The 26,360-nt window shown below is 69.9% G+C and carries 27 protein-coding genes; 19 read left to right on the top strand and 8 right to left on the bottom strand.

Annotated elements, in window-relative coordinates:
- Positions 1-63: 63 nt before the first annotated feature.
- Positions 64-1,293, top strand: coding sequence for a nucleoside recognition domain-containing protein (locus tag ACHMXA_RS04345; RefSeq protein WP_395318782.1), 1,230 nt, complete (start codon positions 64-66; stop codon positions 1,291-1,293).
- Here ACHMXA_RS04345 and ACHMXA_RS04340 read toward each other — a convergent pair.
- A complete protein-coding gene (locus ACHMXA_RS04340; RefSeq protein ID WP_395318780.1) occupies positions 1,275-3,278 on the bottom strand; it encodes an alkyl/aryl-sulfatase in 2,004 nt (667 codons plus the stop codon). The genes ACHMXA_RS04345 and ACHMXA_RS04340 overlap by 19 nt on opposite strands.
- A gap of 74 nt (positions 3,279-3,352) precedes the next feature.
- On the opposite strand from ACHMXA_RS04340, the gene ACHMXA_RS04335 reads away from it, so the two are divergent.
- From ACHMXA_RS04335 to ACHMXA_RS04325, 3 genes are read left to right on the top strand one after another with little or no spacing between them, the layout of a single operon-like run.
- Complete coding sequence (locus ACHMXA_RS04335; protein WP_395318778.1) at positions 3,353-4,273, top strand: LysR family transcriptional regulator; 921 nt, start codon at positions 3,353-3,355, stop codon at positions 4,271-4,273.
- 43 nt (positions 4,274-4,316) lie between these two features.
- Positions 4,317-4,826, top strand: coding sequence for a flavin reductase family protein (locus ACHMXA_RS04330; RefSeq protein WP_395318776.1), 510 nt, complete (start codon positions 4,317-4,319; stop codon positions 4,824-4,826).
- Between the two features lie 21 nt (positions 4,827-4,847).
- Positions 4,848-5,327 carry a BON domain-containing protein gene (locus ACHMXA_RS04325; protein ID WP_395318774.1) on the top strand — a complete coding sequence of 160 codons (480 nt, stop codon included), beginning with the start codon at positions 4,848-4,850 and terminating at the stop codon, positions 5,325-5,327.
- Between the two features lie 23 nt (positions 5,328-5,350).
- On the opposite strand, the gene ACHMXA_RS04320 is transcribed toward ACHMXA_RS04325, so the two are convergent.
- Genes ACHMXA_RS04320 through ACHMXA_RS04305 form a run of 4 tightly spaced genes read right to left on the bottom strand, consistent with a single transcriptional unit; the run spans position 5,351 to position 9,030 of the window.
- Positions 5,351-6,166, bottom strand: coding sequence for an ABC transporter permease (locus ACHMXA_RS04320; RefSeq protein ID WP_395318772.1), 816 nt, complete (start codon positions 6,164-6,166; stop codon positions 5,351-5,353).
- Positions 6,167-6,176: 10 nt separating this feature from the next.
- Positions 6,177-6,944, bottom strand: coding sequence for an ABC transporter ATP-binding protein (locus ACHMXA_RS04315; protein ID WP_395318770.1), 768 nt, complete (start codon positions 6,942-6,944; stop codon positions 6,177-6,179).
- On the bottom strand, positions 6,941-7,909 hold the full coding sequence (locus ACHMXA_RS04310) for an ABC transporter substrate-binding protein (protein WP_395318768.1): 969 nt from the start codon (positions 7,907-7,909) through the stop codon (positions 6,941-6,943). Before ACHMXA_RS04310 ends, ACHMXA_RS04315 begins: the two co-directional genes overlap by 4 nt.
- Positions 7,906-9,030 (bottom strand): aryl-sulfate sulfotransferase, encoded by a 1,125-nt coding sequence (locus ACHMXA_RS04305; protein WP_395318766.1) that lies wholly within the window; start codon positions 9,028-9,030, stop codon positions 7,906-7,908. Before ACHMXA_RS04305 ends, ACHMXA_RS04310 begins: the two co-directional genes overlap by 4 nt.
- A gap of 124 nt (positions 9,031-9,154) precedes the next feature.
- Between ACHMXA_RS04305 and ACHMXA_RS04300 the strand changes: the two genes are divergently transcribed.
- From ACHMXA_RS04300 to ACHMXA_RS04290, 3 genes are all read left to right on the top strand, one after another.
- Positions 9,155-10,108 carry a LysR family transcriptional regulator gene (locus ACHMXA_RS04300; RefSeq protein WP_395318764.1) on the top strand — a complete coding sequence of 318 codons (954 nt, stop codon included), beginning with the start codon at positions 9,155-9,157 and terminating at the stop codon, positions 10,106-10,108.
- Between the two features lie 88 nt (positions 10,109-10,196).
- Positions 10,197-11,105, top strand: a complete 909-nt coding sequence (locus ACHMXA_RS04295) for a DMT family transporter (protein WP_395318762.1) — start codon at positions 10,197-10,199, stop codon at positions 11,103-11,105.
- Positions 11,102-12,046 (top strand): glutaminase, encoded by a 945-nt coding sequence (locus tag ACHMXA_RS04290; protein WP_395318760.1) that lies wholly within the window; start codon positions 11,102-11,104, stop codon positions 12,044-12,046. The genes ACHMXA_RS04295 and ACHMXA_RS04290 overlap by 4 nt, the downstream gene beginning before the upstream one ends.
- A 10-nt stretch (positions 12,047-12,056) precedes the next feature.
- On the opposite strand, the gene ACHMXA_RS04285 is transcribed toward ACHMXA_RS04290, so the two are convergent.
- Positions 12,057-13,040: an NAD-dependent epimerase/dehydratase family protein gene (locus ACHMXA_RS04285; protein WP_395318758.1), complete on the bottom strand. Its 984-nt coding sequence runs from the start codon at positions 13,038-13,040 to the stop codon at positions 12,057-12,059.
- A gap of 96 nt (positions 13,041-13,136) precedes the next feature.
- Between ACHMXA_RS04285 and ACHMXA_RS04280 the strand changes: the two genes are divergently transcribed.
- The 5 genes from ACHMXA_RS04280 (at position 13,137) to ACHMXA_RS04260 (ending at position 18,227) form a co-directional block, all read left to right on the top strand.
- Entirely contained in the window at positions 13,137-14,075 is a 939-nt protein-coding gene (locus ACHMXA_RS04280) for a LysR family transcriptional regulator (RefSeq protein WP_395318756.1), read from the top strand.
- On the top strand, positions 14,072-14,566 hold the full coding sequence (locus ACHMXA_RS04275) for a hypothetical protein (RefSeq protein WP_395318754.1): 495 nt from the start codon (positions 14,072-14,074) through the stop codon (positions 14,564-14,566). The genes ACHMXA_RS04280 and ACHMXA_RS04275 overlap by 4 nt, the downstream gene beginning before the upstream one ends.
- Before the next feature lie 174 nt (positions 14,567-14,740).
- Positions 14,741-15,778: an aliphatic amidase gene (locus ACHMXA_RS04270; protein WP_395318752.1), complete on the top strand. Its 1,038-nt coding sequence runs from the start codon at positions 14,741-14,743 to the stop codon at positions 15,776-15,778.
- A complete protein-coding gene (locus ACHMXA_RS04265) occupies positions 15,775-16,593 on the top strand; it encodes a CbbQ/NirQ/NorQ/GpvN family protein (RefSeq protein ID WP_395318750.1) in 819 nt (272 codons plus the stop codon). Before ACHMXA_RS04270 ends, ACHMXA_RS04265 begins: the two co-directional genes overlap by 4 nt.
- A complete protein-coding gene (locus tag ACHMXA_RS04260; protein WP_395318748.1) occupies positions 16,590-18,227 on the top strand; it encodes a nitric oxide reductase activation protein NorD in 1,638 nt (545 codons plus the stop codon). Before ACHMXA_RS04265 ends, ACHMXA_RS04260 begins: the two co-directional genes overlap by 4 nt.
- On the opposite strand, the gene ACHMXA_RS04255 is transcribed toward ACHMXA_RS04260, so the two are convergent.
- On the bottom strand, positions 18,214-19,107 hold the full coding sequence (locus ACHMXA_RS04255) for a LysR family transcriptional regulator (RefSeq protein ID WP_395318746.1): 894 nt from the start codon (positions 19,105-19,107) through the stop codon (positions 18,214-18,216). The two genes, ACHMXA_RS04260 and ACHMXA_RS04255, sit on opposite strands and share 14 nt — an antisense overlap.
- A 105-nt stretch (positions 19,108-19,212) precedes the next feature.
- Between ACHMXA_RS04255 and ACHMXA_RS04250 the strand changes: the two genes are divergently transcribed.
- Genes ACHMXA_RS04250 through ACHMXA_RS04240 form a run of 3 tightly spaced genes read left to right on the top strand, consistent with a single transcriptional unit; the run spans position 19,213 to position 21,494 of the window.
- Positions 19,213-19,407, top strand: a complete 195-nt coding sequence (locus tag ACHMXA_RS04250; protein WP_176665535.1) for a DUF1127 domain-containing protein — start codon at positions 19,213-19,215, stop codon at positions 19,405-19,407.
- 58 nt (positions 19,408-19,465) lie between these two features.
- Complete coding sequence (locus ACHMXA_RS04245) at positions 19,466-21,145, top strand: hypothetical protein (protein ID WP_395318743.1); 1,680 nt, start codon at positions 19,466-19,468, stop codon at positions 21,143-21,145.
- Positions 21,146-21,170: 25 nt separating this feature from the next.
- A complete protein-coding gene (locus ACHMXA_RS04240) occupies positions 21,171-21,494 on the top strand; it encodes a hypothetical protein (protein ID WP_395318741.1) in 324 nt (107 codons plus the stop codon).
- A gap of 7 nt (positions 21,495-21,501) precedes the next feature.
- Here the strand turns inward: ACHMXA_RS04240 and ACHMXA_RS04235 are convergent, their stop codons facing one another.
- Positions 21,502-22,542 (bottom strand): LacI family DNA-binding transcriptional regulator, encoded by a 1,041-nt coding sequence (locus tag ACHMXA_RS04235; RefSeq protein ID WP_395318739.1) that lies wholly within the window; start codon positions 22,540-22,542, stop codon positions 21,502-21,504.
- A 130-nt stretch (positions 22,543-22,672) separates the two neighbouring features.
- On the opposite strand from ACHMXA_RS04235, the gene ACHMXA_RS04230 reads away from it, so the two are divergent.
- The 4 genes from ACHMXA_RS04230 (at position 22,673) to ACHMXA_RS04215 (ending at position 26,341) form a co-directional block, all read left to right on the top strand.
- Positions 22,673-23,539 (top strand): dioxygenase, encoded by an 867-nt coding sequence (locus ACHMXA_RS04230; protein WP_395318737.1) that lies wholly within the window; start codon positions 22,673-22,675, stop codon positions 23,537-23,539.
- A gap of 136 nt (positions 23,540-23,675) precedes the next feature.
- Complete coding sequence (locus ACHMXA_RS04225) at positions 23,676-24,440, top strand: SDR family NAD(P)-dependent oxidoreductase (RefSeq protein WP_395318735.1); 765 nt, start codon at positions 23,676-23,678, stop codon at positions 24,438-24,440.
- Positions 24,437-25,330, top strand: a complete 894-nt coding sequence (locus tag ACHMXA_RS04220; protein WP_395318732.1) for a 3-keto-5-aminohexanoate cleavage protein — start codon at positions 24,437-24,439, stop codon at positions 25,328-25,330. Before ACHMXA_RS04225 ends, ACHMXA_RS04220 begins: the two co-directional genes overlap by 4 nt.
- 3 nt (positions 25,331-25,333) lie before the next feature.
- Positions 25,334-26,341, top strand: coding sequence for a zinc-binding alcohol dehydrogenase family protein (locus ACHMXA_RS04215; protein ID WP_395318730.1), 1,008 nt, complete (start codon positions 25,334-25,336; stop codon positions 26,339-26,341).
- Positions 26,342-26,360: the final 19 nt, after the last annotated feature.

The raw sequence follows: 26,360 nt of genomic DNA, 5'->3' as shown, positions 1-26,360 counted from the left end.
TGTAGCTCGCGGCGGCCTTGGGTGGCGGGCCTATCATCGAAGCGAAACAAAAGGAAAAGAAGCGTGCTCAACGGCTTGTGGCTTGGTTTCTTCGGGGTGGCGGCGCTGGCGGCGCTGGTGCGGTGGCTGGTGGGCGGCGACCCGACCGTGTTCGCGGCGCTGGTCGAGGCGCTGTTCGCGATGGCGCGGCTGGCGGTCGAGGTGATGGTGCTGCTCTTCGGCACGCTCACGCTGTGGCTGGGCTTTTTGCGCATCGCCGAGGCGGCGGGGCTGGTCGGCTGGCTCGCGCGGCTGCTGGGGCCGCTCTTTCGGCGGCTCATGCCGGGCGTGCCGGCAGGGCACCCGGCGCTGGGCCTCATCACCATGAACTTCGCGGCCAACGCGCTCGGGCTGGACAACGCCGCCACACCCATCGGCCTGAAGGCGATGCGCGAGCTGCAGCGCCTGAACCCCGACCCGGTGACGGCCACCAACGCGCAGATCCTCTTCCTGGTGCTCAACGCCTCGTCGCTGACGCTGCTGCCGGTCACCATCTTCATGTACCGCGCGCAGCAGGGCGCGGGCGACCCGACGCTGGTGTTCCTGCCGATCCTTCTGGCCACCAGCGCCTCCACGCTGGTGGGGCTGCTGTCGGTGGCGGTGGCACAGCGCCTGCGGCTGTGGGACCCGGTGGTGCTGGCCTACCTGGTGCCGGGCGCGCTACTGCTGGGCGGCTTCATGGCGCTGCTGGGCACGCTCTCGGCGGCAGCCATCGCCTCGCTGTCGTCGCTGCTGGGCAACCTCACGCTGTTCGGCGTGATCGTGGTGTTCCTGCTGGTGGGCGCCATCCGCCGCATCAAGGTGTACGAATGCTTCATCGAGGGCGCGAAGGAAGGCTTCGACATCGCCAAGAACCTGCTGCCCTACCTGGTGGCGATGCTGTGCGCCATCGGCGTGCTGCGCGCATCGGGCGCGCTCGACTTCGTGTTGAGCGGCCTGCGCTGGCTGGTGACTGCGGGTGGCTTCGACGCACGCTTCGTTGACGCCATGCCCACCGCGCTGGTCAAGCCCTTCTCGGGCAGCGCGGCGCGCGCGATGCTGATCGAGACCATGAAGAGCCAGGGCGTCGACAGCTTCCCTGCCCTGGTCGCCGCCACCATCCAGGGCAGCACCGAGACCACCTTCTACGTGCTGGCGGTGTACTTCGGTGCGGTCGGCATCCAGCGCACGCGGCACGCGGTGTCTTGCGCGTTGCTGGCCGAGCTGGCGGGCGTGGTGGCTGCCATCGCGGTGTGCTACTGGTTCTTCGGCTGAGCCTTGGGCTCGACGATCGGGAACATCGGCTCGAAGGTATCGAGCATCGACATCAGCTCGGCCAGCTTCGACCGGTCTCCTTCGATCTTCACCTTGCCCGCGAGCACCGCCGCCGGGAAGCTCGTTTCCTTCAGCGTGATCGCGTCGAGCGTGGCACGGTTCAGCGTCACGGTGGCGTCGGCATCGGGCTGGCGGCCGGCGATGTGGGTGAGCGCGGAGTTCTCCAGCGTCAGCACGAACTGCTCGCTGGAATCGGTGAAGTTCCAGTTGATGGCCATCTTCTTTCCCTCGGCCTTTGCGGCGTTCAGCCGCACGCCCAGGAAGTCGAAGAACAGGTCGTTGCTCACGGCCTTCAGTGAATCGGCATTGGCGCTGTTGCCGCCCGCGATCTTCGGCACGCCGTTGCGCAGCTCCATCGCACCCACCAGGTAGGCGCTGCGCCAGGTGCCGGCTTCCGACTGGTAGCCCATCTGCTCCAGCGCGTCGGCGCCCAGTTCGCGGGCCGCGCGGTTGGTCGGGTCGGCGTAAACCACCTGGCTCATCGCGCTGGCCACCCAGCGAAACTCGCCCTTCCTGAAATCTTCACGGGCGCGCGCCAGCACCGCGTCGGCGCCGCCCATGTACTCGACGGTCTTCTTCGCATAGGCCACCGGCGGCAGCGGGTTCAGGTTGGCGGGGTTGGCGTCGTACCAGCCCAGGTACTTCTGGTAGACGGCCTTGGCGTTGTGCCGCAGCGTGCCGTAGTAGCCGCGCGCGGACCATTCCTGCTCCAGGCTCGCGGGCATGCGCAGCGTCTCGGCGATGTCGGCCGCGGTATAGCCCTGGTTGAGCAGACGCAGCGACTGGTCGTTGATGAACTTGTACATGTCGCGCTGCTTCTTCAGCAGGTCGACGATGCGGTCCTGCCCGAAGGTGGGCCAGTGGTGCTGGGCGATCAGCACTTCGGCCTTGCCGCCGAAGGCCACGCGCGCCTCGTCGATGTACTTCGACCACAGGTTGCCGTCGCGCACCTCCGCGCCGCGGATGGTGTAGAGGTTGTGCATGTTGTGCGTCACGTCCTCCGCCATGTTGAGCACGCGGAACTGCGGCAGGTACATGAGCATTTCCGACGGCGCCTCGGAGCCCGGGACCAGCCTGAAGACGAACTGCACGCCGTCGATGGTGCGTTCCTCGGTCTGCTTGTCGATGGTGGCCGTGGGCGCGATCAGCGACATGGTGCCGCGCGCCAGCGCCTTGCCCAGGCCGGTGTCGACCTGCCCTCGCGGGCCCGGCGGCAGCAGCGTGCCGAACTGGTACTGTGAGCGCCGGCTCATCGCGTTGCCCGCGAGGATGTTCTCGGCAACCGCCGTTTCCATGAAGCCCGAGGGTGCGAGCACCTGCGCCTTGCCAGCCTTCACGTCGGCCTCGTCGACGACGCCCTTCACGCCGCCGAAGTGGTCGGCGTGGCCGTGCGTGTAGATCACAGTGCCCACGGGCTTGCGCGGGCGGTGCTGGTAGTAGAGCTCGAGCGCGGCGCGCGCGGTCTCGGCGGCCAGCAGCGGATCGATGACGATCAGCGAGCTGTCGCCTTCCACGATGGTCATGTTGGCGATGTCGAAGCCGCGCACCTGGTAGATGCGCTCGGTCACCTTGAAGAGGCCGTGGATCGCGTTGAGCTGCGCCTGCCGCCACAGGCTGGGGTTGACGGTGTCGGCCGGCGCGTCGGCCTTGAGGAAGTCGTAGGGCTTCATGCTCCAGACCGGGCGCGCGCTGGCGCCCGGCACCAGCGCGTCGGGCACGGTGCCGACGAAGCCGTGCATCGCGTCCTCGAAGTCCTGCCGGTTGGCGAAGGGCAGCGTCTTGGCCATGTCGGCGTTGGCCTGAAGCGTGGAAGGCTCGGGCGCCTTGGGCGCGATCTGCGCAAACGACGGCGAGGCTCCCAGCGCGCAGGCCAGGGCAACGAGCACGGCGGAAACGGAAGCAGAGGAAGGGAGGGAGGCTTGCATGCCGGCGATTCTGCGAAGCGCCAGAACCATTGGCAAATGCAAAATATGCGCCCCCTTTTGAAGCAAAACGCAAAATGCAGCTGCGCCAGCTCCAGCATCTCGTCGCCCTCGCCGACCAGGGCAGCTTCGGCCGCGCGGCCCAGGCAGTGCATCTTTCGCAGCCCGCCCTCTCGCGCAGCATCGAGAGCCTGGAGGAAAGCCTGCAGGCCCGTCTGGTCGACCGCGCCTACGGCAGCGTGCGCTTCACCCAGGCCGGCGAGCTGGTGCTGGCACGCGCGCGCGAGCTGCTGGCCGACGCGCAGCAGATCGCGCGCGACGTGCTGCAGCTCGAAGGCCTGGCCATCGGCAGCCTCGCGGTCGGCTTCGGCCCCTTCGCCGCCGGCACGCTGGGCCGCGCGGCGCTGTCGCTCATGACGCAGCGCCACCCGCAGCTGCAGATGCGCATGGAGGTGGCCGACACCGCCACGCTTTGCGAGCGCCTGCACCGCCGCGAACTTGACCTGTTCGTGGCCGACACGCGCGACCTGACCAAGCAGCAGCCCGGCCTGAAGCTCGCGCGGCTGCCCAACCTGCCGGTGTCCTTCTTCGTGCGGCCCAAGCACCCGCTGCTGAAGCTCAAGCAACAGCCGCCGGCGCTCGAGAAGCTCATGGACTACCCCGTCGCCGGCCCGCGCATGCCGGCGGAGGTGGCGCAGCAGTTCGACCGGCTCGCCCCGCGCGGCGACCGCGGCGTGTTCAACGTGACCTGCGACGACGCCGGCACGCTGCGGCACCTGGCGCTCACGGCCGACGCGGTGATCCTCGCGCCGGTTGCACCCGTCCCCGGCCACGACACGGACACGCTGGTTCCCCTGCCGGTGGCGGGACTCGAACGCATGCAGACGCACTACAGCCTCGTCACGCTGGCAGCGCGCACGCCCTCCCCGGCGGCGGCCGTCTATACCCGGCTGGTGGAGGAGTTGATGAACCCGGACGGGCAGGCCGGCGGGCGCTGAGCCAAAATGGCCCTCCGCCTCCAAGCCATTTGCGTCTTTTTCAGTGACCACTCCCCGCCAGGCCCAGCCGCCCTCCTTTTCGTCCGACGAGTTCCGTGAAGCCCTCGGCATGTTCGCCACGGGCGTCACCGTCGTGACCGCGCGCGCGGCTGACGGCACGCTGGTCGGCCTCACGGCCAACTCCTTCAACTCGGTGTCGCTGACGCCGCCGCTGGTGCTGTGGAGCCTGTCGCGCGCGGCCGGCTCGATGCCCGCGCTCAGCGCCGGCTCGCACTACACGGTGAACATCCTCGCGGCCAACCAGAAGGCGCTGGCCGAGCGCTTCGCCACCAAGAACATCGACCGCTGGGCCGACGTGGCCTTCACCGAGGGCCTGGGCGGCGCGCCGGTGCTCGTGGGCGCGGCGGCCAGCTTCGAGTGCTTCAACCGCAGCCGCTACGACGAAGGCGACCACGTGATCTTCGTCGGCGAGGTGGAGCGCTGCTCGCACGACGCGGGCGCATCGCCGTTGCTCTATCACGGCGGGCGCTTCTACACAGAGCATCCCTTGTGACGCGCCGCCCTGCGCTCCTGCTTGTGCTGCTGCTCGCCGCGCAGGCCGGCACGGCGCAGGAAAGCCGCGGCGCCACTGAAGCAGAACTGGTTCGACGACCCGTTCTTCCAGATCTCCTCGGGCCTGCCGGCCTGCGCCGTGCCCGAGGGCCCGTTCTATACGACCGAGGAGCGCCGCCTGCAGACCCACTCGCGGCTGGAGCGCGGCACCACCTGCTGGCTGGCCGGCAAGTGCGCCGACAGCAACGCCTACCGCTACGACAAGCCGCTCGCGCCCAAGGTGCGCGCCGCGCTGCTGGCCGTGCCGGGGGTGAGGAAGGGCAGCGTCTGGGTCGTCATCCAGCGCCGCTGGGTGTACCTGCAGGGCTGCGTGCCGGACGCGGCGCTCGCGAAGAAGCTGGAGCGCGCCGCGCGCGCGGTGCCCGACGTGGAGACCGTGGTGCCCGACCTGATGACGGGCACGCGCGGCAAGCCGCCCTATCCGGTGGCCTCCACCAGATAGAGAGAGAAAGGCGGCGCGGCTGGCTAGCTCCCCAGCGCCGATTCGTGCCAGTGCCGCAGCAGCAGCCGGCCGATCGCGCTCACCACCAGGAAGAAGAGAAAGCCCAGCAGCGTCGCCGCGATGACCTCGGCGAACAGCAGCGCGGTGTACATGCGCCCCTGCGCGAAGACGATCTGCACGCCGAGCCCGCCCTCGGCATTGCCCGAGCCGATGATGAATTCGCCCACGATGGCGCCGATCACCGACAGCCCCGCCGAGATGCGCAGCCCCGCGAAGATGTGCGGCAGCGCGCCCGGCAGCCGCAGCTTCCAGAACGACACCAGCCCGCCCGCGCGGTGCAGCGCGAACAGCTCCGCGAGATTGCGCGAGGTGGAGCGCAGGCCCAGCATCGTGTTGTTGATGATCGGGAAGAGCGACATGATGAAGCTCACGATCACCACCGACAGCTCGTTGTAGCCGAACCAGAGCACGATGAGCGGCGCGATCGCCACCACCGGCACGGTCTGCAGCAGCACCGCGTACGGATACAGGCTGCGCTCCAGCAGCCGCGACTGCGCCAGCACCGCGGCACCCGCGATGCCGACGACGATGGCCAGCGCGTAGCCCAGCAGCGCCTCTTTCAGCGTGGAGAGCGTCGCGCCCGCGAGCGTTGCGGCGTTCTCCACGGTGGCGGCCGCGACCTCCTGCGGCGAGGGCAGCAGGTAGCCCTTGCCCTGGTAGACGGTGGCGCTCAGCAGCCACCAGAAACCGATGGCGAGCAGCGCGACCACCAGCACGGGAGCGGCGTTGCGCGCGAAGGCCAGGGCGGAGGAAGAAGATGAAGAAGAAGATCGGGTCATCGCCGTTTCCTCAGGCCGCGGCCTGCGCGTGGTGCTGCGCGCGCAGCACCGCCGTCACCTGCCCGGTGAGCGCCGCGAAGTCGGCGCTGGCGCGCAGCTCGGGCGCGCGCGGGAATGCGAAGGGCACGTCGATCACGTCGAGGATGCGCCCCGGCCGCGGCGACATCACCACCACGCGGTTGGAGAGGTACACCGCCTCGTGCACGTTGTGCGTCACCAGCACGCCGGTGAAGCCGGCCTGCCGCCACAGCGACGAGAGCTCTTCCTGCAGCACGTCGCGCGTGAGTTCGTCGACCGCCGCCAGCGGCTCGTCGAGCAGCAGCAGCCCCGGGCGCAGCGCGAGCGCGCGCGCCAGCGACAGCCGCATGCGCATGCCGCCCGAGAGCTGGTGCGGATACGACTTCTCGAAGCCCGCGAGCCCCACCAGCTTCAGCGCCTCGGCCGCGCGCGGGCGGTAGCTGGCGGGAGGGTGGCCTTCGAGCTCCATCAGCAGCTGGGCGTTGCGCTCCACGTTGCGCCAGGGCAGCAGCGCGGCCTCCTGGAACACGAAGGCGGTCTCGATGCCGTCGGGCCGCGTGCAGCGCCCGGTGCTTGGCGCGACCAGCCCCGCCATGATGCGCAGCAGCGTCGACTTGCCGCAGCCCGAGGGCCCGACGATGGAGACGAACTCTCCCGGGCGCAGCGCGAAGTCGACCGTGTCCAGCGCCAGCAGCCCGCCATCCTTGCGCGTGTCGAAGCGCTTCGACACGCCCTCCAGCCCGACGGCCGCGCCGCTCATGGGTTGCAGCCCGGCACCAGCGTGCGGTCGTAGCCCTGCTTCGCGTCGAAGCCCGCGGGCAGGAAGCCGACGCTGCGCAACTGGCCCGCGAGTTCGCTCCAGCGTGCGTCGGTCATGCAGCCGATGCGGCCGAGGTCGTGCGAGATCAGCGTCTCGATCATTTCCTTGTTGGCCGCGTCGTAGACCTCGGGCGTCATCTGCTTGTTCATGCCGGTGATGAGCGGCTTGAGCCCCTGCGGGTTGCGCACGTAGTTGGCCCAGCCCTTCTGCACCGCGGCGATGGTGGCCTTCACCAGCGCGGGGTTCTTGCGGATCATGTCGTCGGTGGTGAAGAGCACGTCGTAGGGCCGGTAGCCCAGCGAGGCCAGCGTGATCTGCTGCACCTGCACGCCGGCCGCGGCCATGCGCGCGGGCAGGAAGAGCGAGTAGCCCTGCTGCACCATCTTCGGATCGTTGCGGAACAGGCCGAGGTCGCCGCTCACCGGGATCTCGCGCGTGCCCGCGAGCTTGTACTGCTTCTTCGTCCACTCCCAGTAGGCGTTGCCGATGTTCACCGCGAAGGTGCGGCCCTGCAGGTCGGCGATGGACTTCACGGCCGGGTCGGCGTGATAGACCAGCGTGTAGGGCACGTAGTCGAGGTGCGCGAACACCGCGCGCACCGGCGCGCCGCGCAGGCGGGCCAGCAGCACGTCGTCGGCGTTGCCGATGCCGAACTCGGCCTGGCCCGACGCCACCTGCGGGATGGTCTGGATCTTCGGGCCGCCCTGCAGCACGCTGATCTCGATGCCGGCTTCGCGGCCGAGCTTGTCCTGCTGGGCCTGCCAGTAGCCGGCCTGGTCGGGCTGGGCGAACCAGTTGCTGAGGATGCGCACCGGCTTGGGTGCGTCGGCGGCCGGTGCCGCCAAGGGCAGCGCCACGGCCAGCGCGAGCAGGAGGCGGCGAAGCGAAAGAGAAGTTGTGGTCATGCGGACACCTTGAGCCAGGGAAGTTGCGCCGCGCTGTAGCGGAAGGTCTGGAACACGCTGTTCTGGCGGCCGGGCACGTACTTGCGCGCGGCCTCGTCGGGGTATTCGGCGAACCAGGGGATCACGTACTCCCACACCACCTCGCCGGCCGGCGTGACCTCGAAGAGGCGCCCGGTGGCCGACTCGGTGACGTGCGTGTTGCCGTTCGGCAGGCGCTGCGCGCTGCCCATGTAGGCGGTGTAGAAGGCGTTGACCAGCTCATCGGCGTACTGCCACACGACCTCGTTGGAGGCCGGATCGATTTCGAGAACGCGCGAGAACGCCACATGCTTGCCGGTGCGGAAGTTGCCGTTGTCGAAAGCAAGAATGTTGCCGTTCTCCAGCGCGACCGGCGCATGCTGGTGCGACAGCACCGACGGCGGGATGTGCAGCTTGACGCCGCCCGTGGCGCGGTCGATGCCGACGATGCCCGAAGTGGTGCGCAGGCTCATGAGCACCAGCCCCTCGGCCGTCACGTCGAGCCCGTTCACCAGCGGCCAGTGGGTGCGGCCGAAGCCGGGGTGGATGGGGAAGTCTTCGGGCGCGAGATGCTCCCAGGCCTTCCATTCCCACACGAGCCTGCCCTCGCGGTCGACTTCGCGGATCACGTCGCCGTACATGGCCTCGTCCGGGCCGTGTGCGGTGCCGCCGGGCACCAGCTCGGCGAAGCCCGCCGGCACCGGCGCGCAGCCGGCGTACAGCAGGTGGCCGTTGGCCAGCCAGCGGGCGTCGTGGTGATGGGTCGGGTCCTGGAAGCGCCAGACGATCTCGCCCTCGGGCGTGGCCTCGTAGAAATCGCCGCCGTGCCACAGCGACCAGGCCGGGTAGATCTCGGGCGAATCGGCGTGGTTGCCGTTGTAGCCGAGGTTGCCGTTGGGAAGGATCACGGCCGCGCGGCCCGGGCGCACCGGCATCTTCCACTGGTGGACGACACGGCCCTCGATGTCGATCAGGTAGACGTTGCCGTCGTCGGTCTGCGGCGCGATCAGGGTGTAGCCGCCGGCGCTCAGCGCCGGGTCGTGGGCGATCAGGCCGGTGCCGCGGCGGCGCTGGGTGATCTGGTCGACGGTGGTGGTGGTCACGGGAACGAACCTCGGAGGATGGATGACGGTGTGGATGACGGTGCGAATCTAGGCCGCATCGCCCGTCAGGAAAATCTGCTTGTTTCGTACAGCGCGTACGGAAAATCCATACACTTCGGCCACCATGCGCGCCATCTCCCAGACCTTCCGCTGTTTCGACGAAGTGGCCCGCCGCGGCTCGGTGCGCAAGGCGGCCGAGGCGCTGCACCTCACGGCCGCCGCGGTCCACCAGCAGGTGCTCAACCTCGAGGAGCAAGTTGGTACGCCGCTGTTCGACCGGCTGCCGCGCGGCATGCAGCTGACCACGGCCGGCGAGATCATGGTGGCCGCCGTGCGGCGCGGGCAGCGCGACTTCGACAACGCCCTGGCGCAGGTGGAAGACCTGCGCTCGCTGCGGCGCGGCCACATCAACCTGGCGGTGCCACATTCCTCGGCCGAGCAGCTGGTGCCCGAGGTCATCGAGACGGCCATGAAGAACTACCCCGGCGTGACCTACGGCGTGCGCTCGGGCAGCGGCGAGAACATCCTCAAATGGGTGGCCAACGGCGAATCGGACATCGGCTTCTGCCTGCGCCGCAAGCCGCCGCCGGGCGTGGAGGAGATCCGCAGCTTTCCGCAGCACCTGGGGCTGGTCACGCCGCCGGGCCACCCGCTGGCGGCGCTGGGCAAGCTGCCGCGGCTGCGCGACTGCCTGGACCACCCGCTGATCCTCATGACGCCCGACACCGAACTGCGCGCCATGGTCGACCAGATCGACCACCGCGAGCACCGCAAGGTGCGCCCGCTGGTGGAGACCAGCTCGGTCGCGATGGTGCGGCGCCTCGTGGCGGGCGGCACCGGCATCGGCTTCCTCATTCCCGAGAACGTGGCCGAGGACGTGGAGCGCGGCACGCTGGTGTGGACCGGGCTGGCCGACGCGGGTGCGCGCTCCTTCAGCTGCCTCTACCAGCGCACGGGCCAGACGACCTCGGTGGCCATGGGCATGTTCCTGCAGTTCCTGGAGGCCGCGCTGCAGGCCATCGGCCAGCGCTTCGAGCGCCAGGCGCCGCTGCCGGCGCTGGACGCATTTGCCCAGTGAGCCCACGCGGGTTGCCCAAGCGCGATACGATCATCGGATGAATTCGGCGGCCATCCGCCGCCACCCCCGTTTCGATCGACCGCCCCGAATGATCCAGCGCAAGACCCATCTCGACGGCCTCGCCGTCGGCCTTCTCATCGCCTGCTGCGCCTTCTGGGGCCTGCAGCAGATCCTCATCAAGACGACCGTGGTGGAGGTGCCGCCGATGTGGCAGGCCTCGATCCGCATGGTCGGCGCGACGGCGCTGCTGTGGCTGTGGTGCGTGTGGCGGCGCGTGCCGCTATTCGAGCGCGACGGCACGCTGTGGCCGGGGCTGCTGGCGGGCATGCTGTTCGCGGGCGAGTTCGCCGGCATCTACCTGGGGCTGCAGCACACCAGCGCATCGCGGCTCACGGTGTTCCTCTACACCGCCCCCTTCTGGGTGTCGCTGCTGCTGCCGCGATGGGTGCCGGCGGAGCGGCTGCGCGGCTTCCAGTGGCTGGGGCTCTTCATCGCGTTCTCGGGCGTGGTGCTGGCCTTCAGCGAGGGTTTCACCCACATGAGCTCGTCGCAGCTCATCGGCGACGGCATGGCGCTGGCGGCCGGCATGCTCTGGGGCCTGACCACGCTCACGCTGCGCACCACGCGCCTGGCCACGGCCAGCGCCGAGAAGACGCTGTTCTACCAGGTGGCGGTCACAGCGGCGGCGTGCCCGGTGCTGTCGCTGGTGCTGGGCGAGCACTGGGGCTTCTCGTATTCCGCCTGGGCCTGGACCTCCATCGGCCTGCAGACGGTGGTCGGCGCCTTCGCGAGCTACCTCGCATGGATGTGGCTGCTGCGGCACTACCCAGCCACGCAGATGTCGTCCTTCACCTTTCTCACGCCGCTGTTCGCGCTGGTCTTCGGCGTGGCGCTGCTGAAGGAGCCGCTCACGGCGCAGCTGATCGTGGCGCTGGTGGGCGTGGCGCTGGGCATCGTGCTGGTGAACCGGCGGCCTGCGGTACAACGCAGCGCATGAGCAGCAACATCACCCGATTCCAGCCCGTCCTCGACGAGATCGTCGCCACCCTGCGCCCGCAGCTGGGCCAGGGCGGCAAGGTCGCCAGCTACATCCCGGCGCTCGCGCGCGTCGATGCGCGGCAGTTCGGCATCGCGCTGCGCACCTGCGAGGGCGAGGAAGCCGGCGCGGGCGACTTCGAGACGCCCTTCTCCATCCAGAGCGTGTCGAAGCTCTTCACGCTCACGCTCGCCATGCAGCGCATGGGCGACGCGCTGTGGGAGCGCATCGGCCGCGAGCCCTCGGGCAACCCGTTCAACTCGCTGGTTCAGCTGGAAAACGAGCAGGGCAAGCCGCGCAACCCCTTCATCAATGCAGGCGCCATCGCGGTGGCCGACCGGCTGGTGAGCCAGGCCAGGGCCTCGGGCGGCAGCGCGAAGGCCGACATCCTCGCGCTCATGTCTAGCCTGTGCGGCGAACCCATCGCCTTCGACGACGAGGTGGCGCAATCGGAGGCCGACACCGGCTTTCGCAACATCGCGCTGGCCAACTTCATGAAGAGCTTCGGCAAGATCGACAACGATGTCGAGACCGTGCTGGACACCTACTTCCACCAGTGCGCGCTGCGCATGAGCTGCCGCCAGCTCGCGCGCGCCGCCGCCTTCCTGTGCCGCGACGGGGCGCACCCGCTCGACGGCCAGCCCGAGGTCACGGGCGAACGGCAGACGCGCCGCATCAATGCGCTGATGCTCACCTGCGGCACCTACGACGCGGCGGGCGACGTGGCCTTCTCCATCGGCCTGCCCTGCAAGAGCGGCGTGGGCGGCGGCATCGTGGCCGTGGTGCCCGACAGGCTGACGCTGTGCGTGTGGTCGCCCGCGCTCGACGCCACCGGCAATTCGCTGCTGGGCATGAAGGCGCTCGAACTCTTCGTGGCACGCACGGGGCTCTCGGTTTTCTGAGCGGCGCCGGTCAGGCCGCGGCCGCCACCGGCACGGTGGCCAGGCAGCCCATGCCGTCGAGCGACGCCTCCACGGCCTCTTCGAGCGGCGTGTGCGGCTCGCGGCCGAGGAAGGCCACCAGCTTCGCGTTGTCCATGCCCACGGGCTTGCGCCACAGGTAGCGCATCTCGCGCATTTCACGGAAGGTGACGACGAAGGGCGAGGCCAGCGTCAGCAGCCACCACGGGAAGGCCGACACGCCGACCCTGGCACCGGTACGCCGCGCCACCACCTTGCGGATGGCGTCGCTCATGCGCGTGCCGTCGGCGTCCCAGTGGCCGGCCATGTGGAAGCGCGCGAAGGGCTCCGGCCTGTCGCGGCGCGCGAGCAGTTCGACCATGGTGCGCGCCACGTCGGGCAGGTACGACCACTGGTGGCCGACGCCGGGGCTGCCGGGATAGCTCACGGCCCGCACGGGCTGCCCCGCCTTCACCAGCCCCTGCGAGAACCAGTTGTTGCCCGCCTTCGGGCCGAAGAAATCGCCGGCGCGCACGATCAGCACGCGTGCGCCCTGGCGGCTGGCCTCTTCCAGGCGCCGCTCCATCTCGACGCGGATCGCGCCCTTGCGGGTGAGCGGGCGCTGCGGCGAGCCCTCGGCCAGCAGCGGGAAGGCGTCGGGACCGAAGTTGTAGACCGTACCCGGCAGAACGATCGTCGCGCCTTCTGCCTTGGCGGCGGCGATGGTGTTGTCGAGCATCGGCAGCACCAGCTGCGACCAGTTGCGGTAGCCCGGCGGGTTGACCGCATGCACGATGACCGAGCAGCCCGCGGCGGCGCGGCGCACCGCCTGCTCGTCCATTGCGTCGCCTGCGAACCAGGTGATGCCCTCGCGCTTTCCTTCCTGTGTATCGCGCTTCAGTGCGCGCACCTGCCAGCCCGCATCGCGCAGCTGGCGGGCCACTTCGCCGCCGATGCCGCCCGTTGCGCCGAGAACCAGGACCGTGTCGTTTGCCATGGAATGCTCCAGAAGTTGTTGCCGATGGAAGAATTCTGGAACCGCACCGACTCCATTGGAATTGCCGAACATGAGCTATCGGCCATACATTTATGTATGACCTCGAACATCGGCTGGGAGCTCTACCGCACTTTCCTGAGCGTGCTGCGCGAGGGCTCGCTCTCGGGCGCGGCCCGCGCCCTCGGTATCACCCAGCCCACGGTCGGGCGCCACGTGGCGGCGCTCGAGGAGGCGCTGGGCACCGTGCTCTTCACACGCTCGCAGACCGGCCTGCTGCCCACCGAGGTGGCGCTGGCGCTGCGCACGCATGCGGAGGCCATGGAAAGCACGGCCGCCTCGCTGGAGCGCGCCGCCAGCAGCCAGGGCGAAGGCGTGAGCGGCGTGGTGCGCGTATCGGCCAGCGAGGTCGTCTGCGCGGAAGTGCTGCCGCCCATCGTCACGGGGCTTCGCGAGACGCACCCGGCGCTGAAGGTCGAGCTGGTGTCGACCAATCGCGTGCAGGACCTGCTGCGGCGCGAGGCCGACATCGCCGTGCGCATGGTGCGCCCCAGGCAGGAGCAGCTGGTGGCGCGCCGCATCGGCAACATCGAGCTGGGCTTCCATGCGCATCGCGACTATCTCGCGCGCCACGGCACGCCGCGCAAGCTCGAGGAGCTGGCCGCCCACTCGCTGATCGGGTACGACCAGCCCACGGCCTTCGTGCGCGACGCGGGCAAGTCGCTCAAGGGCTTCACGCGCGACCTCTTCTCGCTGCGCACCGACAGCGACCTCACGCAGCTGGCGCTGATCCGCGCCGGCGCCGGCATCGGCATCTGCCAGGTGGCGCTGGCCGCCCGCGACCCCGCGCTGGTGCGGCTGATGCCGCGCGGCCTCTCGCTGAAACTCGACACCTGGATCACGATGCACGAGGACCTGCGCGGCAGCCCGCGCTGCCGCGCTACCTTCGATGCGCTGGCCGAGGGCCTCGCACGCCATATCGACAGTGCCGGGACCGGGGCGAAAATGGCTCGCGCCAGAACGACAGCAACCGAATGACCGAACCCACTACAGACTCCGACACCCTCCCCCTGCAGGAAGACCGCCTCTGGCGCGACGACCGCTGGACCGCCCGCGTCATCAAGAACGAGGAAGACGACGGCTGGGCCGTCGAGATGACGCGCCACGGCGACCCCGAGCCGGCCCTCGTCGGTCCCTGGACCATGGGCCGCGACAAGAAGAACCCGAAGCCGCTCGACGGCTCCGCCTTCTCCACGCTGGTGAAGACCGCCGCCGAGGTCATCCGCCGCCACGAGCAGCAGCTGCACGCCACGCTCAACAAGAGCGTGACCGTCACCGCGCGCGACGACCGGCGCGTGCGCGTGGCGCTTTCCATCGTGCCCGACGAGGACAACCCCACGGCCACGCTCACGGCCTTCGACGATGCGGACGACAGCGAACTCGCCAGCGTGAGCGTGTCGCCCGCGTTCAGGCTCACGGCGAGCAGCGCCAGCGCCTGGATCGAGTCGGGCTACGCCCGCCCGCGCTGAAGCGCATCGCCGCCGCAATCAGCGAAATGACGTATGTGCAGCTCGCGATGAGTTGAGAACAATCGGCTCCGACGACACGAACCCATTGCTCCACCGGAAGGCCCGGATCGGTTGAACGCCGATCCGGGCCTTCTTGTTTTCTTTCTTCATCAACCATCCTTCAGGAGCAGCGTCATGAGACACGGTGATATTTCGAGCAGCAACGATTGCGTGGGCGTCGCGGTCGTCAACTACAAGATGCCCCGCCTGCACACCAAGGCCGAGGTACTGGACAACGCGCGCAAGATCGGCGAGATGCTGGTCGGCATGAAGAAGGGCCTGCCGGGCATGGACCTGGTTGTGTTCCCCGAGTACTCCACGCACGGGATCATGTACGACGCCAAGGAGATGTACGACACGGCCGCCACCGTGCCCGGCGAGGAAACGGCCATCTTCGCCGACGCCTGCCGCCGCGCGAACGTGTGGGGCGTGTTCTCGTTGACCGGCGAGCGCCACGAGGAGCACCCGAACAAGGCGCCCTACAACACGCTGATCCTCATGAACAACAAGGGCGAGATCGTCCAGAAGTACCGCAAGATCATGCCGTGGGTGCCCATCGAGGGCTGGTATCCGGGCGACTGCACCTACGTGAGCGAAGGCCCCAAGGGCATGAAGATCAGCCTGATCATCTGCGACGACGGCAACTACCCCGAGATCTGGCGCGACTGCGCGATGCGCGGCGCCGAGCTCATCATCCGCTGCCAGGGCTACATGTACCCGGCCAAGGAGCAGCAGATCATGGTGTCGAAGGCCATGGCCTTCATGAACAACACCTACGTGGCAGTGGCCAACGCGGCGGGCTTCGACGGCGTGTACTCGTACTTCGGCCACTCGGCGCTGATCGGCTTCGACGGCCGCACGCTGGGCGAATGCGGCGAGGAGGAGATGGGCATCAACTACGCCGAGCTCTCGATGGGCCTGATCCGCGACGCGCGCAGGAACGGCCAGTCGCAGAACCACCTGTTCAAGCTGGTGCACCGCGGCTACACCGGCACCATCAATTCCGGCGACGGCGACAAGGGCGTGGCGGCCTGCCCCTACAACTTCTACACGAAGTGGATCAACGACCCCGAGGGCACGCGCGAGATGGTGGAGTCGTTCACGCGCAGCACGGTGGGCACGCCCGAATGCCCGATCGAGGGCATTCCGAACGAGCCGGCGCGGCACCGATGAACGCGGCGGTTGCCGATCCGCTGGCCGCCTACCGCATCGAGGCCGAGCCTTTCTATCGGCCCGCGGGCAACGAGGTGGCGCTGTACCGGCAGGCGTACGGCCACCGCATGCCGTTGATCCTGAAAGGCCCCACCGGCTGCGGCAAGACGCGCTTCGTGAAGCACATGGCGTGGTCGCTGGGCCGGCCGCTGGTCACGCTGGCCTGCAACGAGGACATGACGGCCTCCGACCTCGTCGGCCGCTACCTGCTCGACGCCGACGGCACGGCCTGGCACGACGGCCCGCTGACGCTGGCCGTGCGGCACGGCGCCATCTGCTACCTCGACGAAGTGGTGGAGGCGCGGCAGGACACGACGGTGGTGATCCACCCGCTGACGGACGCGCGGCGCGTCCTTCCGCTGGACAAGAAGGGCGAGCTGGTGCGCGCGCATCCCGACTTTCAGCTCGTGGTGTCGTACAACCCCGGCTACCAGAGCAGCGCCAAGGACATGAAACCGTCGACGCGCCAGCGCTTCGCCGCGCTGGAGTTCGACTACCCCGACAGCGCGCTCGAGGCCGAGATCGTGTCGCACGAGGCGCAGGTGAGGCTCGACCTCGCGGCAAGGCTGGTGGCCATCGCGCGCTGCTCGCGCGAGCTGAAGCAGCGGGGGCTCGACGAAGGCGTGTCGACGCGCATGCTGATCTATGCGGGCGTGCTGATCCGCGACGGCGTGACGCCGCGCGAGAGCTGCGAGATGACGATGACACGCGCACTGACGGACGACCCCGACATGGCGAGCGCGCTGCGAGGCTTCGTCGAAGCGCAGTTCGGATGAGTGCCGCCCTGTCGCTGCTGGCCCGCGGTCTCGCCGGCATCGACGTGGACGTGCAGGCACTGGCAGGCGCGCGCCCCGTGCTCGTCGGCAAGCGCCTGCTGCTGCCCGAAGGCGCGGCCGCAGAAGGCCTGCGCCCGGCCATGGTCGCGCATGCGGTCGCGCACTTGCGCCACTCCACGCCCGCGCGACCGGCGCGCGGGCTCAAGCCCATGGGCATCGCGGTGGCCTCGGCGATCGAAGACGCGCGCGTCGAGCAGCTGCTGTGCCGAGATTTCCCCGGCCTGCGCGGCTGGTTCGCCGTGTCGCAGGCCCCAGCGCCCGATCCGAAGGACCTCAGCTTCGCGGCGCTCATCGCACGCATGGACCGCATGCTGGCGCTGCCTGCGTGGCAGGACGACAACCACTGGGTCAACAAGGCTCACCGCCTGTTCGACGAGACCGCGGCGCGCGCGGGCCTGGAAGACCACGACGCCTTCCGCGCCATCGCCTCCATCCTCGCCAACGATCTCGGCCAGATGCGCGTGCGCTTCGAGCCCCGGGACTACGCCGTGCCCGCGCCCTATCGCGACGACAACAGCTACCTCTGGGATTTCGGCGACGCCGATACGCCGCCGGACGAAGCCATCGCGCTCCAGCAATCGGGCGCGCGGCCGCCACCGCCAACTGATGCGCGCAACGCAGGCAGCGACGACCGGCCCCCCGAGGGCATCGACGAGAAGACTGAGCTGGGCCGCTTCACGTATCCCGAATGGGACCGCAGGCTGGAGCGCCTGCGCCCCGACTGGTGCACGGTGATCGAGAAGCTGCCCGCCTGGCAAGGCCTTCGCGCGCCGCACGGGCAGGCCATGGCCAGCGGCGAGCGCAGCATCCCGCCGCCCGCCCCGCTCCGCGCACGCCATCTCGACCGCACGCACCGGCTGCGCCGCCAGTGGGAGGGCGACGATGTCGACCTGAACGCCGCCATCGAAGTCATGATCGATCGCCGCGCGCGCCTGCGGCCCGATCCGCGTCTGTTCATGCGCACCGGCAAGGGCCCGTGCCCGTCGAGCCTGCTGGTGCTGCTCGACCTGTCGGCGTCGGCGAACGATGCGGGCCCGCACGGCCTCTCGCTGCTCGACATCGAGAAGCAGGCGGCCCTGCTGCTCGCGGCATCGAAAGCGGCGCACGGCATCGACCGCCTCGCGATCCACGGCTTCTCGTCGAACACGCGCGCGGAGGTCTACTACTACCGCCTGCTCGACTTCGGCCAGCCGCCCGACGCCGCCTTGCACGCCACGCTCGCGGCCGTGCAAGGCCGCTACTCCACGCGCATGGGCGCGGCGCTGCGCCATGCCGCCTCGCACCTGCGCGGCGAGCCCGACGGCCGGCGTGCGATCCTGGTCGTGACCGACGGCGCGCCCTCCGACATCGACGTGCACGACCCGGCGTACCTCATCGAAGATGCCCGCCAGGCCGTGGCCGAGGCATACTCAACCGGCGTGCGCGTCGCCTGCATGGCGGTGGATGGCGCGGCCGATGCCTATGTGCGCCGCATCTTCGGCTGGCGCGACCATGGCATCGCCGACGATGTGCGAAAACTCCCCCGGCGCCTCGCGCACATGGGTGCGCGGCTTGGAATGCTCAGGCCTGGCTGAAGCTCTTCAGCACCTCGAGCACGCTCAGCGTGGCGCCGTCGAGCAGCGCATGCTGGCGGTGCGCGATGCCTACGCGGCGCGTGAGCTTCGGGCTCACCGGCAGGATCTGCATGCGGTCGTCGCCGGGCGCGACGTCGGTCGACTGCTGCAGCGGCAGCAGCGCCGCACCGTAGCCGGCCGCCACCAGGCTGCGCATGGCGGCGTCGTAGTTGAGCTCGATGCGCGCGCGCGGCGCGAAGCCCGCGGCGGCGAACCATTCCATGGTGAGGCGGTACATGTGCGTGGTCGCCTCGTTGAAGATCAGCGGCTGCGCCGCCAGCCACGCGGGCGTGACGCGCTTCGGCGCCTTCCAGCGGCGCGGTACGAAGGCCATCATGGGCTGCTCGCACCAGGGCGTGACGACGATGCCGCGCAGCGGCGGCTGCGGAATGGCGACCAGGCCGATGTCGAGCGTTCCCGCGGCCAGCCGTTCCATGGCCTCGAAGGAACCGCGGATGCTCACTTCCACGTCGATGCCCGAGTGCTCCGCGCCCAGCGCCTCCAGCACCTGCGGCAGCAGGTCGACCAGCACGCCGGTGGAGGTGCCCAGCCGCACGCGGCCCACCCGGCCCTCGGCCTGCCGCTTGACGGCCTCCACCGCGTCGTCGGTATCGCGCAGCAGCTTGCGCCCGCGCTCCACGAGCGCGGCGCCCGCCGCCGTCGGCGTGATGCGCCGGTTGCCCCGCAGCACCAGCGGCGCGCCCAGGCGCGCTTCGAGTTCGCTGATGTGCAGACTCACCGTGGGCTGGGCCAGGTGCAGCGCCTTGGCCGCGGCCGAGAAGGTGCCGAGGTCGACGATAGCGATGAGGGTGCGCAGTTGGTCGAGGTTGAGCTGTCGCATGGCAAATGACCGTTATCAGAAAGGCTGATTAGCGGTCTCAGAATTCTCAACTTCCACAATAGCACGCCCGGCGGGAAGATGAGCTCACCAACCAAGGAGCCCATCGTGAATGCGCCGAAGCCAACGTCCTTTCATCAACGCCTGATCCATGCCCTGCGCGGCTGGCGCCGCCGCGTGGTGAATCGCCGCCGTGCGCGCCTCGATTCGCTGCAGCTCGCCGGCATGAGCGAGCACGACCTGCGCGACCTGGGCATCGGGCGCAGCGAAGTGCCCGGGCTGCTGGACGAGCACCGGTACTGAGCACCGAGTCTTCCCCGGCATCTTCTAACGCCCCGTTTTGAGGTTCAAATCGGGGGGCGTGCCCAAGCCAGCCCCACACGCCAACCAGGTCTTCATCGAACTCACATCGCCGCAGTCGGTGAACGGCCGGCGCGCGGCCTTCCAGTCGCTGTGGCTGCTGGTGCGCATGCAGCATGCCCATGAGGCCGGCGCCGGTGTCGTGCGGCTGGCCGACCTGCGCGGCGAAGTCTCCGACGCGAGCACGCTGCGCATGGTCGTGAGCCGCGCGTTCCGCGACTTCAAGAGCTGGGGCATCGACGCCGGCTGGGGCGAGGACAAGCAGCGCGAGCCCCGCTTCCTCAACGCCGAGCGGCGCAGCCAGGGCCCCTTCTGGCTGCCCGCCGCCGAGGCGAAGCGCGTGCGCGTGCTGGTGGAAGGCCGCGCGGCGACCGCCGCCGAGATCGCGTCCTTCCTCGGGCTGCGCTCCCGCGGGCGTCAGCAGGCCGCGGGTTCGCCGCCGCCCGACGCGGTGCACCTGCAGGACGCGGCTTTCTGGAAGCAGCTCGTCGCCTCGCAGCAAGCGGCGCGGCAGGGGCGGCTGATGGCACCCGTGGCCGGCGAGAACGCGGGCGGAAGCGCGCTCGAATCGATCCGCCTCGCCGGCACGCTCGCGGCCACCGACTTCCAGCGCGCGCTGGTCACGCTCAACGAGGCCATGCTGTGGCGCCGCCTCGGCGACAACGAGCAGGCGCGGCGACGGCTGCAGGCGCTGAAGAAACAGCGGCTCGCGCACCACGTGGCGGGCAACGACTACCTGGGCGCGATGGAGTGCATCGTCGCCGCATGGTGCGCCTACACCGCGCGCGACCTGCCGCTGGCGCAGTCGCTTCTGAGCGGCATGGCCGAGGACGCGGTACGCGCCCTGGTGCTGCGCCACCATCCCGACGTGCGATTCGAGTGGTGCAACCTGTGGGCGCTGGCCTGCCGCTCTCGCGCGCTGGCGCTCGCGGCCGACGACAAGCCCGCCGCCGCCACGCTGGCCGAGGAGTCGCTGCAGCGCTTCGGCGAGGCGCTGGCGGCCGCCTTCGAGTCGCACTCCTTCGACGCGGCCCAGCACGTGGCGGCCAACATGGGCATGGCCGCGTGGCTCTTCGACCGCGTGGGCCTGGCCGACCTGCCCGCGCTGGCGCACGACGGCAACGCCGACACCACCCGCCGCGCGGTGCAGTGGATCGCCTTCAGCGAATGGCTCTGCGGCCACACCGACGGCCAGGGCCGCTCGGCCTGGAACGCGATCTACCTCATGCGCATCGCGCGCGGCCACTGCCGGCCCGAGTTGCAGCCCACACTCGCGCAGTTCCGCGCGCAGAAGCCGCTGGACCCGGCCGCGATCTCGAAGCTGGCCGGGCCGCTCGCCGACGCCTTCGACTCGACGAACTGGCCCGCGCGCTGGGTTCAGGTGGCGCAGGCGCGGCTGGCCGATCACCAGGCCGGGCGGCGCCGCTATCCGGGCCTGCAGCACTGCAGCCTGCTCTTCGAGCACGCCTGGTACGCGGCGCATGCGGGCGAGCTGAAGGCGGCCGAGCAGTCGCTGGCCCTGCTGCGCGAGGCGCTGCCCCAGCTGGTGCCCAGCGACCGCGCCTACTTCACCGAATCGTGGAACGACCAGCTGCCGGCCGAGCTGGTGCTCGAGGCGAAGCCGCCGCGCCGTCCGGCCGCGCGGAAGAAGCCCGCGCCGCGCGCGTCTGTGGCACGCTAGGCAGCCTCGCCGTTCTCTCCAGCGCATGTCCGACAAGCCCAACGACCCCATCGACCTGGCCGCGCACCGCGAGCGCCGCGCGAGGCTGCAGCAGCAGCGCGACAGGCAGGGGTCGGCCGGCTCGCCGCCGGAACCCGGTCCGGACGAAGTGCCCTGCCCGCGCTGCAAGGAACTGATCTACGGCAAGGTGCGGCAGTGTCCCCATTGCGGCGTGTACTTCGTCGGCAGCGCGGCGGACTTCGCGCCCAGGCCCAAGATGTCGCTGCGCGCCAAGTGCATCGTCGTGCTGGTCACGCTGGTGCTGCTCTACATGGGCCTGAGCGACGACATCGCCCGCTGGTGGTGGTAGCTGGGGTTCAGCGCGTGCCGCCCGGCGCGGCCGTCGACTTGCGCACCACCAGTTCGGGACGCAGCACCACGGTCGATGCCGACATCGAATGGCCGTCGATCTCCTCGAACAGCATCTCGGCCGCGCGCCAGCCCAGTTCGCGGTGCGGCAGGCGGATGGTGGTGAGCGGCGGGTCGACCATGTCGACCAGCGGCATGTCGTTGTGGCCGGTGACCGAGATGTCCTGCGGCACGCGCAGGCCGGCCTCGCGCAGCGCGTCGTAGGCGCCCAGCGCGACCAGGTCGTTGCAGCACACCACGGCCTGCGGCGCGGCGCCAGCCGCGAGCATCTGCTTCATCGCCTCGGCGCCGGCCTCGCGGCTGTAGCTCGCGCACTCCACCACGCGAAAAGGCTTCATGCGGTGGTCGCGCAGCGCCTGCTCCACGCCCAGGCGCCGGCCCACGCCGGTGGGAATGGTCTGCGGGCCCGCGAGGTGCGCGATGCGCTTGTGGCCCAGGCCCACGAGATGGTCGACCGCGAGCTTCATCGCGAGCCGGTCGTCGCTCACCACGGCCGGCAGGCGGCCGGTCTCGTCGGCGCGGTTGACCAGCACGGCCGTCATGCCGGCCCTGGTGACGAAGTCGACCAGCGGATCGTCGCGCGTGGCGGTGGCCATGACCACGCCGTCCACGCGCTGCGCCAGCATGCGCTCCAGCACCGGCCGCGCGAGCGCGTGGTCGACCACGTTGGTGACGAACACGAAGTAGCCGCGCGCGGCGGCGCTGGCCTCGATGCCCTGCAGGATCGGCGGGAACACCGCGTTGGTGATGTCGGGCACCAGCACGCCGATGGTGTGGGTGCGCCCCGTGCGCAGCGCCGAGGCCGCGCGGTTGGGCCGGTAGCCCAAGCGCTGCGCCGCCTCCTCGACCACGCGCAGCACTTCGTCGCTGATGAGCGAACGCTTCTCGGGACTGAGCGCGCGCGAGACGGTGGACACGTGCACGCCTGCGGCACGGGCGACATCGCGGATGGTGACGGGCGAGGACGGGGCGGGTGGATTGGAGCTCATTGATGCAAACGATTGTCGCAGGGGGCATCGGCTCAGGTCGGCTTTCTGCCATTTGTAGACCCCGGATCACCTCCATTTTACTTTTCGGAGATTTGGACTAATATCGTGCAAACGATTGCAAAGACTTGCCATGAACATCGCCACCTCCCCCCACTCGGTGCTGGGCCATGTGCTCGACGCCATGAAACACACGCCTGACCCGCGGCTGCGCACCGTGATGGAAGCGGTCACCCGCCACCTGCACGCGCTGGTGCAGGAAGTGAAGCTGACGGAAGAGGAGTTCGAGCAGGCGCTCGAATTCATCGTCGCCATCGGCCAGGCCACCGGCGAGACCAAGAACGAGGTGGTGCTGGCTGCGGACATCCTGGGCGTGTCGACCGTGGTCGCACTGCAGAACAACCAGGACCCGCAGGGCGAATCGCCCGCCGCGCTGCTCGGCCCGTTCTGGCGCGCGAACGCGCCGGCCTGCGCCCAGGGCGAGAACATCGCGCGCTCGGGCACGCCGGGCACCCCGCTGGAGGTGACGGGCATGGTGCGCGACCACCAGGGCCGGCCGGTGGAAGGCGCCACGGTCGACGTGTGGCAGGCCTCGCCGGTCGGCCTCTACGAGAACCAGGACCCGTCGCAGGAGAACATGAACCTGCGCGGGCGCTTCGCCACCGACGCCGAAGGTCGCTTCCACTTCCGCAGCGTGCGCCCCGCCGGCTACCCGGTGCCGACCGACGGGCCCTGCGGCGTGCTGCTGCGCGCGCAGAAGCGCCACCCGAACCGGCCCGCGCACCTGCATTTCATGGTGAGCAAGCCGGGCCACAAGGTGCTGATCACGCAGGTGTTCGCCGACGACGACGAGAACCTGGAGAGCGACCCGACCTTCGGCGTGACGCGCCGGCTGATCGGCCGCTTCGCGCTCGCGCCCGACGGAAAGAGCGCCTCGCTGCACCACGACTTCGAGCTCGAACCAGGCGAGATGAAATTCCCCCGCCCACCAATCCCTTGACCACCCCCAGGCTTCGCGCACTTCGTGTCGCTGCGCCAACCCCCTTCGAGGGAGCAACACCGGCGGCCCGGCGAAGCCGGTTCCGCGGTGTTCCGCGACAAGGCATCCCCCCGATCAACCCACTCTTCTCACATCCATGAGCTTCGACCCAGTCTCCAGACTCGACGGCAAGGTCGCCGTCATCACCGGCGGCCTCGGCGCCATCGGCTACGCCACCGCCAGGCGCCTCGCCGCGCTGGGCGCCACCTGCGTGCTGCTGCACCGCAAGGGCGACGATGCCGAGGCCCGTGCGGCCGCCCTGCCCTCGGCCGCCGGCCAGCGTCACGCTGCGATCCGCGCCGACATCGTCGACACGCCCAGCCTCGTGGCCGCCGCTGCCGAGGTGAAGGCCACGCTCGGGCGCTGCGACATCCTGGTCAACAGCGCGGGCCATACGCAGCCGGTGCCGGCCGGCGACCTCGACGCGCTTACGGATGAGCTCATCGACGACATCGTGCGTTCCAACTTCCGCGGCGTGTTCGCCACCATCCGCGCCTTCGCGCCGCTGCTGAAGGCGAGCGGCGACGGCCTCGTGGCCAACATCTCGTCGATCGCGGGCTTCACCGGCGTGGGCAGCAACCTCGCCTACGTGGCGGCCAAGGCCGGGCTCGACGTGGTGGGCGATGCGCTGGCCAAGACGCTGGCGCCTGCGGTGCGCGTGGTGTCGGTGTCGCCGGGCGCGGTGGAGTCGGGCTTCGTGCCCGGGCGCGGCGCGGAGTTCGCGAGCAAGATGGCCAGCACCACGCCGCTGGGCCGCATCGGCCAGCCGGAAGACGTGGCCGCCACGGTCGAGGCGCTGGCCACCACCATGCGCTTCGTGACCGGCACGCGCATCGTGGTCGACGGAGGGCGCCACCTGTGAGCACCCACGCCAAGACCCTCATCACCTGCGCCGTCACGGGCAACCTCGTGAAGCCGGAGCAGACGCCGCACCTGCCGATCACGCCGGTGCAAATCGCCGATGAATGCCTGGCCGCGGCCGAGGCCGGCGCGAGCCAGGTGCACATCCACGTGCGCAACCCCGAGACCGGCAGGCCCTCGATGGAAGTCGAGCTGTACCGCGAGGTGGTCGACCGCATCCGCCGCGGCAACCGCGAGCTGATCGTCAACCTCACGACCGGCCCGGGCGGGCGCTTCATTCCCAGCGAGGACGATCCGAAGATCGCCGCGCCCGGCACCACGCTGCTGCCGCCCGAGAAGCGCGTGGAGCACATCGCGCTCATCAAACCCGACGTGTGCTCGCTCGACCTGAACACCATGAACTCCGGCCCCGACGTGGTCATCAACACGCCGCGCAACGTACGGCGCATGGCGAAGGTGATGCGCGAGGCGGGCGTGAAGCCCGAGCTGGAGATCTTCGACTCGGGCGACATCAACCTCGCGCTCGACCTCATCGCCGACGGCACGCTCGACGGGCCGGCCATGTGGACCTTCGTTCTCGGCGTGAAATACGGCTTCGCGCCCACGCCCGAGACGCTGCTCTACGCACGCAACATGCTGCCGCGCGGCGCCTTCTGGAGCGCCTTCGGCATCGGGCGCATGGAGTTCCCGATCGTCGCGCAGGCCTGGCTGCTGGGCGGCCACGTGCGCGTGGGCATGGAAGACAACATCTACCTGGAGAAGGGCGTGCTCGCCGAGAGCAACGCCCAGCTGGTGGCGAAGGCGCGCGACATCCTCGTGAGCCTGGGCGGCGAAGTCGCCAATCCGCGCGAGGCCCGCGCCATGCTGGGCTTGCCCGGTGCGAGGAGCTGAACGATGAGCACCGCAGCCATGCACTCCATCCACAGCTCGCGCGCACTTCGCGTGAACCAGAAGGCCGCCGACCTCGACGCGCTTCGGCTCGAAGCCGCACCGCAGCCCGAGCCCTCGGCGGCGCCCGGCCATGCCGTGGTGCGCATCGCCGCCGCCGCGGTGAACCCCAGCGACGTGAAGGCCACGCTGGGCCTCATGCCCCAGGCCGTGTGGCCGCGCACCCCGGGCCGCGACTTCGCGGGCACCGTGGTGAGCGGCCCTTCGGAGTGGATCGGCCGCGAGGTCTACGGCTCCGGCGGCGACGTCGGCATCACGCGCGACGGCTCGCATGCGCGCTACCTGGTGCTGCCCGAGCAGGCGCTGCGCGCCAAGCCGCGCGGCATCTCGATGGACGAGGCTGGCGCGGTGGGCGTGCCCTTCGTCACCGCCTACGAAGGCTTCCGCCGCAGCGGCATGCCGCAGGCCGGCCAGACGGTGCTGGTGCTGGGCGCCAACGGCAAGGTCGGGCAGGCGGTGGTGCAGCTCGCCTCGCAGGCCGGCGCGCGCGTGATCGCGGTGCAGCGCCGCGCCGGGCCTTTCGAGGGCTTCGCGAGCGGACCGGTGGACACGATCGACGCACGCCACCACGCCGACGTGGGCGCGCGGGTGCGCGAACTCACCGACGGGCGCGGCGCGAACATCGTCTACAACACCGTGGGCAGCGCCTACTTCGAGGCGGCCAACAAGGCGATGGCCAAGGGCGCGACCCAGATCTTCATCGCGACGCACGACCGGGCGGTGCCCTTCGACATCTTCGCGTTCTACCGCGGCATGCACACCTACGTGGGCATCGACTCGCTGGCGATGGACTGCGTCGCCAGCACCGCCCAGCTCGACGCCATGCGCGAGGGCTTCGAGCGCGGCACGCTCAAGCCCTTCCCGGTGGCGCGCCACTTCACGCTCGACGAGGCGCACGAGGCCTACCGGCTGGTGCTCTCGGGCAGCACCGACCGCGTCGTGCTGCGGCCCTGAACCCTTTCCGGAGCACAAC

Origin of the sequence: Variovorax sp. UC74_104 (assembly GCF_044055375.1) — a bacterium.
In the GTDB taxonomy this organism is placed as follows: Bacteria; Pseudomonadota; Gammaproteobacteria; order Burkholderiales; family Burkholderiaceae_C; genus Variovorax.
This window is presented reverse-complemented; position numbering and strand designations above follow the sequence as displayed.